The sequence below is a fragment of the Amycolatopsis sp. DSM 110486 genome, from assembly GCF_019468465.1.
Lineage (GTDB): Bacteria > Actinomycetota > Actinomycetes > Mycobacteriales > Pseudonocardiaceae > Amycolatopsis.
On sequence record NZ_CP080519.1, the window covers coordinates 1,270,457 to 1,283,035 of the forward strand.

11 protein-coding genes are annotated in these 12,579 nt (G+C 70.2%); 8 read left to right on the forward strand and 3 right to left on the reverse strand.

Features of this window, described 5'->3' with window-relative positions:
- Position 1: 1 nt before the first annotated feature.
- Complete coding sequence (locus K1T34_RS06175) at positions 2-220, reverse strand: hypothetical protein (protein WP_220243323.1); 219 nt, start codon at positions 218-220, stop codon at positions 2-4.
- A 115-nt stretch (positions 221-335) separates the two neighbouring features.
- Positions 336-1,682 (reverse strand): MFS transporter, encoded by a 1,347-nt coding sequence (locus tag K1T34_RS06180; RefSeq protein ID WP_220243324.1) that lies wholly within the window; start codon positions 1,680-1,682, stop codon positions 336-338.
- Positions 1,683-1,856: 174 nt separating this feature from the next.
- Between K1T34_RS06180 and K1T34_RS06185 the strand changes: the two genes are divergently transcribed.
- The 3 genes from K1T34_RS06185 to K1T34_RS06195 all read left to right on the forward strand — a co-directional run bounded on the left by K1T34_RS06185 (position 1,857) and on the right by K1T34_RS06195 (position 7,132).
- Positions 1,857-2,969, forward strand: a complete 1,113-nt coding sequence (locus K1T34_RS06185; protein ID WP_220240188.1) for an IS630 family transposase — start codon at positions 1,857-1,859, stop codon at positions 2,967-2,969.
- A gap of 95 nt (positions 2,970-3,064) precedes the next feature.
- Complete coding sequence (locus K1T34_RS06190) at positions 3,065-5,833, forward strand: BTAD domain-containing putative transcriptional regulator (protein WP_220243325.1); 2,769 nt, start codon at positions 3,065-3,067, stop codon at positions 5,831-5,833.
- Positions 5,834-5,962: 129 nt separating this feature from the next.
- Positions 5,963-7,132, forward strand: coding sequence for a serine hydrolase domain-containing protein (locus K1T34_RS06195; protein WP_220243326.1), 1,170 nt, complete (start codon positions 5,963-5,965; stop codon positions 7,130-7,132).
- Here the strand turns inward: K1T34_RS06195 and gcvH are convergent.
- Positions 7,108-7,488 (reverse strand): glycine cleavage system protein GcvH, encoded by a 381-nt coding sequence (gcvH, locus tag K1T34_RS06200; RefSeq protein WP_255638350.1) that lies wholly within the window; start codon positions 7,486-7,488, stop codon positions 7,108-7,110. The two genes, K1T34_RS06195 and gcvH, sit on opposite strands and share 25 nt — an antisense overlap.
- Positions 7,489-7,865: 377 nt before the next feature.
- On the opposite strand from gcvH, the gene K1T34_RS06205 reads away from it, so the two are divergent.
- The 5 genes from K1T34_RS06205 to K1T34_RS06225 all read left to right on the forward strand — a co-directional run bounded on the left by K1T34_RS06205 (position 7,866) and on the right by K1T34_RS06225 (position 12,576).
- Positions 7,866-8,459: a LuxR C-terminal-related transcriptional regulator gene (locus tag K1T34_RS06205; protein ID WP_220243327.1), complete on the forward strand. Its 594-nt coding sequence runs from the start codon at positions 7,866-7,868 to the stop codon at positions 8,457-8,459.
- A 39-nt stretch (positions 8,460-8,498) separates the two neighbouring features.
- The gene (locus K1T34_RS06210) at positions 8,499-9,911 is read left to right on the forward strand and encodes a M20/M25/M40 family metallo-hydrolase (RefSeq protein ID WP_220243328.1); all 1,413 of its coding nucleotides are present in this window, start codon (positions 8,499-8,501) and stop codon (positions 9,909-9,911) included.
- A gap of 128 nt (positions 9,912-10,039) precedes the next feature.
- Positions 10,040-10,693 (forward strand): response regulator transcription factor, encoded by a 654-nt coding sequence (locus K1T34_RS06215; protein WP_220243329.1) that lies wholly within the window; start codon positions 10,040-10,042, stop codon positions 10,691-10,693.
- A 38-nt stretch (positions 10,694-10,731) separates the two neighbouring features.
- A complete protein-coding gene (locus K1T34_RS06220) occupies positions 10,732-11,337 on the forward strand; it encodes a TetR/AcrR family transcriptional regulator (RefSeq protein ID WP_220243330.1) in 606 nt (201 codons plus the stop codon).
- A 60-nt stretch (positions 11,338-11,397) separates the two neighbouring features.
- Positions 11,398-12,576: a Glu/Leu/Phe/Val dehydrogenase dimerization domain-containing protein gene (locus tag K1T34_RS06225; RefSeq protein ID WP_220243331.1), complete on the forward strand. Its 1,179-nt coding sequence runs from the start codon at positions 11,398-11,400 to the stop codon at positions 12,574-12,576.
- The last annotated feature ends 3 nt before the right edge of the window (positions 12,577-12,579 follow it).

Here is a 12,579-nt window from a genome sequence, read left to right on the forward strand (position 1 = left end):
CTCACCGGCCGCGCAGGCGCGGGGACACCAGCCCCGCGATCGAGCACCCCATCAGGATCACGCCCAGCACGGCCACGACGACTTCCAGCGCGGGCCGGCCGACCGTGCTCGTGCTGAGCACCAGCACGGCCTGAACTGCCAGCGCGAGGCCGATGAGGAGCCAGAGCACGCACAGCCCCGCGGTTCGCGGGACCACGTGCCACCGAGTGCCAGCCGACATGAGAACTTCCCTTCGTCCGAGTCGGCTCCTGGCTACCCGGCGGCCCCGCCGGGTGAACCGGCCCACGCCGATCTTGATCGCACGGGCCGATTTCGTTGCTCGAACGGACAACGGTTCAGCGGGCGGGCCGCGTCGCGAACCCGGCCGAGACCAGCGCGAGCACGACCACCGCGGCGAGGACGCTCAACGCGATCGGCAGCCGCGCCGTGAACGCCGCCGTGTTCAGGATCGCGCCCAGCACCGACACCGACATCAGCGCGCCCGACTGCCGGCTCGTGTTCTGCACACCGGACGCGACACCCGACTGGTGCACCGGCACGCTCGGCACCAGCAGCGACGTGAGCGCGGAGAACGCGATCGTGCTCGACACCCCGACCAGCAGCAGGCCGGCCGCGACCGGCACGTACGCCGTTGCCCCGGTGAAGATCAGCAGCACGGCGACGCCGGACGCGCAGCAGGCGAAGCCGGTCAGCAGCGCCACGGGGTTGCCGAACCGCCGGGACAGCGGCCGGTAAAGCACGAGCGAGCCGATCGTCGACCCGACCGTGAGCGGCAGGAGCGCGATCCCGGCCTCGCCCGCCGACCACCCGCGGACCTGCTGGAAGTACAGCGACATCACGAAAAGCGTGCCGTAGAAGAGGAACCCCATGAACGCCGCGCTCGCCACCGCGACCGAGCGCACCCGGACCGAGAAGAACCCTCTCGGCAGCATCGGCTGCGCGACCCGGCGTTCGACCAGCCAGAACGCGGCGGCGGACAGGAGGCCGCCGGCCAGCAGGCCGAGGCTGAGCGGGGAGCTCCAGCCGGCGCTGCCGCTCACGATCACGCCCGCGGTGATCAGCCCGAGCGCGGCCACCGCCGTGAGCTGCCCGGCGTGGTCGACCTTGCGCTCGTGCCGCGGCGCCTCCGTGATCCCGGCCCGCGCCAGCAGGATCGCGGCGACGCCGATGGGCAGGTTGATCAGGAAGATGCTGCGCCAGCCGAACGCGTCGATCAGCAGCCCGCCGACCATCGGTCCCACCGCGGTGGAGATCGCGCCGGTGGACACCCAGATGGCCGTGGCGCGGGCGCGTTCGCCGTCGTCGGAGAACAGCGTGCGGATCAGCGCGAGCGTCGCCGGCAGCAGCGCCGCCGCACCCACGCCCTGGACCACGCGGGCCGCGATGAGGACGTGCACCGACGGCGCGAGCGAGCAGGCCAGCGAAGCGGCGGTGAAGATCGTGGTGCCCCAGAGGAAACACCGGCGCAGGCCCCAGCGGTCACCCAGGGCTCCCGCCGTGAGCAGCAGCGCGGCGAGGCAGAGCGTGTACGCGTTGATCACCCACTGGACCGAGGCCAGGGACGTCTTGAGGTCGTCGCGCAGCGCGGGCACCGCGATGTTGAGCACGCTGCCGTCGAGGATGATCGCGAAGTACCCCAGGCAGATGCCGGTGAAGCCCACAGTCCGGGCTCTTGCGGCCATGTCGGGGCTCCTTTCGCGAGTCGTCCTGGCGAATGTAGCCGCCACGCCCGAACACGTGCGGCACGACGCGGCCCATTCCTTAATCGAATGATAAGAATTCCGGATCCGAATTCGTCGGCGGCGCGGAACTAGTGTCCTGCGTCGTTAATTCGTCGTCATTTAGACTCTGATGGCATGTCTGATGGTGTCGCGGGACGTCGGGGGCCGAAGCTTGAGCCGGTGCTGCTCACCGATGAGGAGCGGTCCACGCTGGAACGCTGGGTGCGGCGGCGAAATTCGGCGCAGGCTTTGGCTGCACGCTCTCGGATTGTGCTGGCGTGCGCCCAGGACGGTGTGCCTCCGGTTGTGGGTGTGGCGAAGGATCTCGGCGTGTCGCCGGACATGGTCCGCAAGTGGCGTCGACGATTCCTGGCACACCGTCTCGACGGGTTGGTCGATGAACCTCGGCCCGGTCGTCCGCCGGTGATCGGGGTCGAGGACGTGGAAGCGGTGGTGGTGGCGACTCTGGAGGAAATCCCGAAGGACGCTACGCACTGGTCGCGTGCGTCGATGGCGCAGCACAGTGGCTTGTCCAAGTCGACCGTCGGCCGGATTTGGCGGAAGTTTCAGCTCAAGCCGCACCTGACCGACACCTTCAAGCTGTCGACCGATCCGTTGTTCGTGGAGAAAGTGCACGACGTTGTCGGGTTGTATTTCAATCCGCCCGACGGTGCGATCGTGCTTTCTGTTGACGAGAAGTCCCAGATCCAGGCTTTGGATCGGTCCCAGCCGGTGCTTCCGATGATGCCCGGTATGCCTGAGCGTCGTACTCATGACTACGTTCGTAACGGTCTGACCACGCTGTTCGCGGCGTTCGACGTCGCCACCGGCGAGGTCGTCAGCGCCCTGCACCGCCGGCATCGGGCTGCGGAGTTCAAGAAGTTCCTCGCCAAGATCGACAAGCAGGTCCCCGCTCATCTGCAGATCCATCTGATCTGCGACAACTACGGCACCCACAAAACACCAGCGATTCGGGCGTGGCTGGAACGGCACCCTCGTTTTCACATGCACTTCACTCCGACCGGTTCCTCCTGGATCAATCAGGTTGAGCGGTGGTTCGGTTTCCTTGCCGATCAGCAGATCAGGCGCGGTGTCCACAAGAACGTCCAGAACCTCGAAGCTGACATCCGCTCGTGGATCAAGGAATGGAACGACAACCCCAGGCCTTTCATCTGGACCAAGACCGCCGCTGAGATCCTCGAGTCACTCGCCAACTTCTGCCGACGAATTTCTGACGCAGGACACTAGAATGCGGGCTGCGGTTACCTGTCGGGCGAGACATTCGGCGGCCGTGCTTAAGATGTGGCGAATGTTCGCGCGGAGCGGGTCAGAGGTGGTCTCAGATGTCTCTCGGCTTCCGGCTCCTGGGCAACGTCGAGGTGGTTCGGGGCGAGGAGCCCCAGCCGATCGGTCCGGCGGGGCCGCGCGGCATCCTGGTGTCGCTGTTGCTCGAGGCCGGTCAGCCGGTCTCGCTCGACGACCTCGTGGTCCGCGTGTGGGGCGACGAAGCACCGGGCAGCGCGCGGGGCATGGTGCACAGCTACTTCACCCGGCTGCGCACGGCGCTGGCGGGTGAACACCAGATCGTGCGCCGGGGCCACGGTTATGTGCTCGACGTCGAGCCCGACCACGTCGACGTGCACCGGTTCCGGCGGCTGGTCTGTCGCGCCCGCCGCACGGAGGACGCCGAGGAGAAGGTCGGGTTCTACGACGAAGCGCTGGACCTGTGGCGGGGCGAACCATTCGCGGGGCTGGACAGCCCGTGGCTGCGGGAGTTCCGCACGGCGTTGCTGGCCGAACGCGAGGAAGTTCTGCTCGCCAGAACGGACCTGCAGCTCGAACTCGGCCGCCACGCGCAGGTGCTGCCGACGCTCACCAGCCGGGCCGAGCACCACCCGTACGACGAACGGCTCGCCGGCCAGCTCATGGTCGCGTTGCACCGCACCGGCCGCCAGGCCGACGCGCTGCGGCACTTCCAGAAGGTGAAGACGCTGCTGGCCGAGGAGCTCGGGGTGGATCCCGGACCCGCGCTGAGGTCCGCGTACCAGGCGATCCTGCGTGACGAGGCCACTGTGGACGATCGACCCGCGCGTCCCGGCTCCGCCGACGACGATCCCGGCCTGCCACCGCCGGTTCCGCGGCAGCTGCCCGCGCCGCCCCGCGCGTTCACCGGGCGCGACCGGGAGCTCGAAGCGCTGGCGGACGCTCCGGTGTCGGTGATCGTCGGCCCCGGCGGGGTCGGCAAGACCTGTCTCGCGCTGCGCTGGGCGCACGACCACGCCGGCCGGTACCCCGACGGGCAGCTGTTCGTGGACCTGCGTGGGTTCGCGCCGTCCGGAGACCGGGTGCCGCCGGAGACCGCCGTGCGCGCGTTCCTCTCCGCGCTCGGGCTGAAGCCGGCGACCGTCCCGCAGGACCTCGCCGCGATGACCGGTCTCTACCGCAGCCTGGTGGCGGACAAACGCCTACTGGTGGTCATCGACAACGCGCTCGACGCCGACCAGGTCACGCCGCTGCTGCCGGGCACCCCGCAGTGTCCGGTGGTGGTCACGAGCCGCAACCGGCTGACCACTTTGGTCTCGAGCCACCACGCCGACCTCATCTCCCTCGACGTCCTCGACGGCGCCGCGGCCCGGCAGCTCCTCGTCTCGCGGCTGGGGCCGTCGCGAACAGCGGCGGAACCCGCCGCCGTCACCCGGCTCGCCGACGCTTGCGGGGGCCTGCCGCTCGCGCTGAGCATCGTCGTCGGCCGGGCGCAGGAGCACCCCGAGTTCGCGCTCACCGCGCTGGCCGACGAGCTCGTCGACTCCGGCTCCACCCTCAACGCGCTGGAGATCGGCACCGACCTCAGCATCCGGGCCGTGCTGCGGACGTCACTGGCGGCGCTCGCGGGCGAGCCCGCGGAACTGTTCACGCTCCTCGGTCTCGTCCCCGGCCCGGACATCTCGCTCGACGCCGCCGCGTCGCTCGCGGGCAAGACCTATGCGGCGACACGGACCGCGCTGCGAGTTCTCGAACGCGCTTCGTTGGTTCAGCAACACGAGCCGGGCCGCTTCCGCCTCCACGACCTGGTTCGTGCGTACGCGCGAGAACTCGCACAGCTTTCGCGTGACAACGAACAAATCACGTCCGCACTCCACCGTCTCACGTGCTTTTACCTCCACACCTTGGTTCACGCGGTCACTCTCGCCGATGCCGGACGTCCGCCCATCACCCCCGTGCCGCTGCCCGCGGGGTGCACCCCCGTGCCGCTGCGCGACAGCACCGAAGCCAAGCGGTGGGTGAACACGGAGGCCGAGAACATCGGCGCCGTCCGGTCGGTGGCGAAAGAGCGCGAGTGGCACAAGATCGTGTGGCAGCTGGCATGGGGCAGCAGTTCGCTCTACGCCACCCAGGGCGACGCGCACCACGCCATCGGCGTCTGGCGCGACGGGCTGGCCGCCGCCCAGCTCCTCGGGGAACGCAGCTCCGAATGCCTGGCCCACCGCGTGATCGCGCAGGCCCTCACCCGCACCGGCCGGCACGAGGAAGCCGTCCAGCACGTCGAGGTGGCGCTGACCATCGCCGAGGAACTCGGGGACGTGTCGCAGCGCGTGCTCAGCCTCAACGCGTGGTCCGAGATCTCCGTGCGGGCGCAGCGGACCGCCGAGGCCGTCGAGCTGAGCACGGACGCGTGGCGGCTGGCCACCGGGCTGCCGCCGGCGATCCGGGCGTGGGTCGGCAACCACCTGGCCTGGGCGTTGCAGCTGGAGCGCCAGTACGAGAGTGCCCTGGAAATCTCGGAAAAGGCCCTCGCGCTGGCCGACGAGGCCCACATGAACAATATCCGTCCGGCCCTTTTGGACACTCTCGGCACCATCCACCTCGGCCTCGGGAACCTGGACGGGGCCATCGCCTACCTCGAGGAGGCGCTGGCGCTGTTCGGGGACGAGATGTTCTCCATCCCGGACACCCTGCTCACGCTCGGCGCGGCCTACGAGAAGCTGGGCCGCCACGACCTCGCGGTGAAGAGCCTGCGCCAAGCGGTGGAGCTCTACCACCAGCAACACCGCGAGCACGACGGGCAGCAGGCCCGGCGCGCACTCGACGAACTCCTGCGGAAGATCCCGTGATCGCGCGGGCGACGTTTCCCGCCTTTCCGGCCAACTTCGCGGTTTCCCGCCGCACGGCCGGAGAGAATCGGCTTCGCCGGGCCGCCACCAATGCGTCCGGCGATCTCGCCTCGACCTAAGGAAAGCCCGATGCCGCTCTCATCCCCCGCACCCGTCCACGGTGAGACCGCCGAAGGTTTCGAGCCGGTGGCCCAGGCTTTCCAGCAGAACTTCGCCGAGCGGAGCGAGCTGGGCGCGGCCGTCACCGTCGTGGCGCGCGGCCGGACCGTGGTCGACCTGTGGGGTGGCTGGGCGGACGAGGAGCGCCGGGCTCCGTGGCGGCGCCCGACGCTGACCAACCTGTGGTCGAGCACCAAAGGCCTGGTCGCACTGTGTGCCTTGCAGCTCGTGGAAAGCGGCGACCTCGACCTCGACGCGCCGGTCGCCCGCTACTGGCCCGAGTTCGCCGCCGCGGGCAAGGCCGGCATCCCCGTCCGGTGGCTGCTTTCGCACCGCTCCGGGGTCACCGGGGTCGCGCCCGAGCACCCGCTGCAGATCGACGACCTGCTCGACTGGACGAAGATGACCCTGCTCCTGTCCGCTCAGGAACCGTTGTTCGAGCCCGGTTCGGCCAGCGGATATCACGCGCTGTCCTACGGTTTCCTCGTCGGCGAGGTGATCCGCCGGATCACCGGGCAGACCGCCGGCGAGTTCTTCCGCGCCAACGTGGCGTTACCACTCAATGTGGACGTCCACATCGGAGTGATCCGCGACGACCTCGTCCGCTGCTCCACGATGGTCGAACCGGGCGCCGGTCCGGAAAGGACGGTCGCACCGGACCGCGCGACGCTGGCGGCGCTCGCCAACCCGCTTCCCCTTGGCCGCACGGCGAACCTCACCCGCTGGCGCGTCGCCGAGGTGCCGGCGGCGAACGGGCACGGCACGGCCCACGGCCTCGCCACGATCTACGGCGCCCTCGCCGACGGTTCGGAACGGCTCCTGCGGTACGAGACCATCGAGCTCGGCCGCACCGGCCAGGGCCGCTGCCGCGACCTGGTCATGGGGCTGGACAACGAGTTCGGCCTCGGCTTCACGCTCGGCAGCGACCAGCGCAGCTTCGGCCCCAACCCCCGCGCCTTCGGCCACGACGGGTTCGGCGGCTCGACGGGGTTCGCCGACCCGGAGAGCGGCGTCGGCTTCGGGTACGTGATGAACCGGATGGGCCCCCACCCGCGCGACGACCCCCGCAAGATGGCGCTGGTCGAAGCGACCTACGCCTGCCTCGCCCGGCTGGCTCAGCCCTCGGTGAAGGTCCGGTAGTCCTGCGCGCCCAGCAGCTTCGACTCCCCGGCCCGCACGTCGACGGTGACGAGCCAGCCGTCACCGTAAGGGTCGTCGTTGACGACCTCCGGGCTGTCGGCGAGCAGGCCGTTGACCGCGGTGACCACACCGGACACCGGCGCGTAGACCTCGGCCACGCTCTTCGTCGACTCGACCTCGCCGAACGGCTCGCCCGCCACGACCTCGGCGCCGACCGACGGCAGGGACACGGAGATGATGTCGCCCAGCTCCTCCTGCGCGAAGTCGCTGACGCCGATGCGCGCGGATTCGTCCGGCAGCCGCCGCACCCACTGGTGGGTGACGGTGTACTCGACCTCGGGGTCCACTTCGGCCATTTCGGTGCCACACCTTTCGCCGGCGGACGAGTTGCGGTTCACTGCTGTCCGCCGGACGAGCGTAGATCGTCCCCGGCCGCCGCGACGGTGTCGTCGCATGAGTCTTTTCGACGTTGGGCCACCGAAGAACGAATGACACCGACCGTGCGCGGGTGATCGCCGTGCGCGATAAAGCTTTCGTCAATGCCGCGCCCACGCGCCCGAGGCATGCTGGAGGAGCACCAGAAGCACGCCCGCGTCCCCGCACCGGCTCCGGCTGACGAGACAGGCAAGGAAAGAGCACCATGGAACACGTTGCGGTCCGGCCCCGGCCCCCCGTCCCGGGATCCCACCCCGTCGCGCTCCGGCCGCGGGTCGCCCAGCAGGTTTCGGTCCGGGTGGAAGCCACGGACACCCTCAGTGCCACGGGCCTGCGGCTGGTCCTCGAAAGCCACGCCGGCCTCGTGCGGACGCGCCCCGGCGCGCGTCCCGACGTCCTCGTCTTCTCGACACCGCACGTGAACGCCGCGGCCGTGGCGCAGCTGCGGGCCCTGCAGCCCTCGGGTGTCGCGGTCGTACTGCTCACCGCCGGCGTCGAGGAAGCCGCGCTGCTCACGTTGATCGAGCACGGGGTCGTGGCCATCGTGGACAGCAAATCCGCCGACGGCGCCGAGCTCGCGGCCGCGGTGTCGGCCGCCGCGCACCAGCACAGCGTGATGCCGCAGGACCTGCTGGGGACGCTCATCGGCCTGGTGCGGCGGATGCAGCGCGAAACGCTCGGGCCCCTGGGCGTGAACAGCGCCGGCCTCACCGAGCGTGAGGTCGAGGTGCTGCGGCTCCTGGCCGACGGAGCGGAAACCGCCGAGATCGCCCGGAAGCTGACGTATTCGGAGAGCACGATCAAGCACGTCCTGCACAGTCTCACCACCCGCTACAAGCTCCGCAACCGCGTCCAGGCCGTCGCGTTCGCCCTGCGCGCCGGCGTCTTGTGATTCGATGATCGGGTAGTCACCGAGGAGTGAGGCGGACTGGTGGAAATCGAACAGGTGCGACACCAGGTCGAGGTTGCTTGGGAGGACCGGGTGCTGCCGAGCCTCGCGGAGTTCGTGGCGATCCCCGCGGTCTCCCCCGCGTACGACGCGCAATGGCGCGAACGCGGGCACCTGCGCCGCGCGGTCGAGCACGTCCGCGGCTGGCTCGAGGCGAACGCGCCGGCGGGCAGCACCGTCGACGTCGTGGAGCTCGACGGCGTGCCACCACTGTTGTTCGCGGAAATCCCCGCCACGCCGGGAGCGTCGGGCGAGGGCACGGCCCTGCTCTACGGGCACCTCGACAAGCAGCCACCGTTCGACGGCTGGTCCGAAGGACTCGGCCCGTGGCAACCGGTGCTGCGCGGAGACCGGCTCTACGGGCGCGGCGCGGTGGACGACGGTTACGCGGCCTACGCGGCCCTCACCGCCGTCACCGCGGTCCGGGCCGGCGGCGGCGAGCACTGCCGCGTGGTTCTCGCGCTGGAGGCGGGCGAGGAGTCGGGCAGCCCCGGCCTGCCGGACTACCTCGACCACCTGGCGGACCGGCTCGGCCGCGTCAGCCTCGTGACCTGTTTGGACTCCGGCGGCGGTGACTTCGAACGGCTGTGGGTCACGCGGAGCCTGCGCGGGATCCTCCAGGCCACGCTCACCGTCGCTGTGCTTCAAGAAGCCGTGCACTCGGGGATCGCCAGCGGTGTCGTCCCGAGCTCGTTCCGCATCCTGCGGCTGTTGCTCGACCGGCTCGAAGATCCCGCCACCGGCCGGATCCTGCTGCCGGAACTGAACGCGCCGATCCCGCCCGAACGCGTGGCGGACGCGCAGCGGCTGGCCGAGCTGCGTCCACTGTCGACGCTGCACCCGCTTTCCCTGGTCCCCGGCGGCCGGCCGGCCGCCGGGGACGAGGCCGAGCGCATCCTCAACAACACCTGGCGCCCGACGTTGTCGGTCACCGGCGCGGCCGGCCTGCCGGACGTGGCGGAAGCCGGTGCGGTCCTGCGGGCCTCGACGTCGCTGCGGCTCAGCTTCCGCCTGCCGCCCACCGTCAACGCGGCCGACGCGGCGGCCGCGCTCGAACGGGTGGCCACCACCGACGTGCCGTTCGGCGCTTCCGCGACCCTCACCGACGTGATGGCCCAGGACGGCTGGTGCGCCCCCGAGCCGCCGGCGTGGTTGTCCGCCGCGCTCGAATCCGGTGTTTTCGAAGCCCCGCACCAGTTCATGGGCCTGGGCGGTGGGATCCCGTTCATGCAGATGCTCGGACAGGCCTACCCGGACGCGGCTTTCCTCGTCACGGGCGCGGTCGGCGCCGAGTCGAACATGCACGTGCCTGACGAGTGGCTCAACATCCCCTTCGCGCGCCAGGTCACCGAAGCCGTCGCCCACGTGCTCGCGGCGCACGCTCTCCAGCGCTGAGGAACCCATTCGCCTCATCTTGGTTCGACCACCGGATTTCTCATGTGACCGAACTCCTGCGAAACCGGTTTCCGGCGAAATCGCTCAGTATCTTCGGTGGGAGAACGGCACCGGAGGAGGGATTCGGCGTGACGTCCTGTTCACCCGTCGCGGCCAGGCCGCGCCGGTCGCTCACCGAAGTCACGGTCACGGTCTTCGGCCCCGACCCACTGACGACCGAAGCGATCCGCAAGATCCTGGGCGTCGAAGCCCCGCGCACTTCGGGCGATGAGCCGCCCCCCGACGTCACACTCGTCGCCGACTACCGCTTCTCCACGGCCACGATGCGCCGCGTCCATGCCGCGGCCGTCCTCGCCGCTCCCATCGTCCTGCTCACCGCCGACGTGCGCGAGCACTCCCTGCTCTCCCTCGTCAGCCACGGCGTCGTCGCCGTCCTCGACCGCACCACGACCACCAGCGCCGACCTCGCCGACGCGGTCCTCTCGAGCGTCAACGGCTCCGCCGTCCTGTCGCCCCACCTGCTCGGCAACCTCGTCGCCCAAATCCGCGGCCTGCAACGCAACGTCCTGGAACCCCTGGGCTACACCGGCCCCGGACTGTCCACCCGCGAAGTCGAGATCCTCCGCATGCTCGCCGAAGGCGTCGAGACGCGCGAGATCGCCAAAACTCTCGTCTACTCGGAGAGCACAGTGAAGAAGGACCTGGCCTCGATCATCGGCCGGTTCAACCTCCGCAACCGCACGCAGGCGGTGGCCTTCGCGCTGCGCGCCGGTGTCCTGTAGGCCACTACTGACTCGCAACTCAGGATAAACTCGCCCCCGTGAGCCGCAGCCGGAAAGACACCACCGTGCGCCGGGACGAGATCCTGCGCGCCACCGTCCGCCACATCGAGCAGGCCGGGATCCACGCCGTGCGAATGGCCGACGTCGCGGCTGACCTGTCGGTGAGCACATCGCTCGTGCTCTACCACTTCAAGAACAAGGAAGCGCTGATCGCGGAGGCCTTCACCTGGGCTGCGCAACGCGATCTCGAAAAGCTGGCGCAACTGATCGAAGGCGTGGCCACCGCGTCCGAACGCCTGCGCACCGCTCTGGAGTGGTACGCGCCGACCGGGCAGGCGAAGGGCTGGCGCCTGTGGATCGAGGGCTGGTCGGCGGCATTGCGAGAACCCGAGCTCCGGCAGGTCGGCCGCGAGCTGGACCTGCGCTGGAAGGAAGCGCTGGTCACGATCATCCAGGACGGCGCGCACGCCGGCGAGTTCACCGCGCCCGACCCGCGTGGCGCGGCGTGGCGGATCACCGCGTTCCTCGACGGCCTCGCCGTGCAAGCCTTGGTGCACGGCGGGGTGCAGAACCGGGAACGGATGCAGGAGTGGGCCCGCCGGCACGTCGCGCACGAGCTGGGTCTCGCCGACGACGCCCGTTGACAATCGTTCGCCGGCTACTGCATGGTGATTCAGTAGCGGGCGAAGACGAACGGGGCACGCATGACAGCGCGGGAGCCACACCTCTCGATCACCTGGACCGACGCCGAGACAGGCCGGCGCGGGTTCGTGGTCGTCGACCGCCTGGTCCGCGGTGTCGCGAGCGGCGGGTTGCGCATGCGCGAAGGTTGCACGCTCGACGAGGTACGTGGCCTCGCGGCGGGCATGACCCGCAAAGAAGCCCTGCACTACGAACCCGGCGCCCGCTACATCCCGCTCGGCGGCGCCAAGGGCGGCCTCGACTGCAGCCCGCACGATCCCGAAGCCCGCGGCGTGCTCACGCGGTTCCTGGCGGCGGTGCGCGCGATCGTCGAACGCCACTGGACCACCGGGGAGGACCTGGGCGTGCGGCAGGAGACGATCGACGAGGTCGTGGCGGAGCTCGGCATGGACAGTTCCGTGCAGGCCGTCTATCCCTTGCTGGACAACGCCGACGAGGCGCGCGCCCGGCTGGCGAAGGCGTTTTCGATCGCCGTCGACGGAGTCGCGTTGCCTGAGCTCGTCGGCGGGCTGGGCGTCGCGCAGGCCGCGCTCACGGCGATGGACCGGCTCGGTCTGCAGGCCGCGCCGCGTCGGGCCGTCGTACAGGGCTTCGGTTCGATGGGCGGCGCGACCGCGCGCTACCTGGCCCGGGCCGGCGTCCTCGTCGTGGGCATCGCGGACGCCGACGGCGTCGTGGCGAATCCCGAGGGTCTCGACGTCGAACGTCTCCTGCTCAGCCGCGACCCACTGGGCGGCCTGGACCGCACGCAACTGCGCCCGGCCGACCGCGAGCTCCCGCCGGGCTCCTGGCTCGACGTCGAGTGCGACGTCCTTGTCCCGGCAGCGGTTTCCTACTGCCTCGACGAGACGAACCAGCACCGCGTCACCGCGCGCGTCGTCGTCGAGGCGGCCAACATGCCGACCACGGCCGCGGCCGAGGCCGCACTCGCCTCCCGCGGCGTCACCGTGATTCCCGATTTCGCGGCCAACTCGGCCACCAACGCCTGGTGGTGGTGGACCCTGTTCGGCGACCTCGACGCGGACGCGCAGCAGGCCGACGCCAAGGTCCGCGAGGCGATGGACCGGATCGTCACCGACCTGCTCGCCCGGTCCGAGACCCAGGCAGTCTCCCCCAGGACGGCCGCGCAACAGGTCGTGGACCGCAAGCTGGCCGAGATCGAACTCCGGTATCCGGCCTGAGCC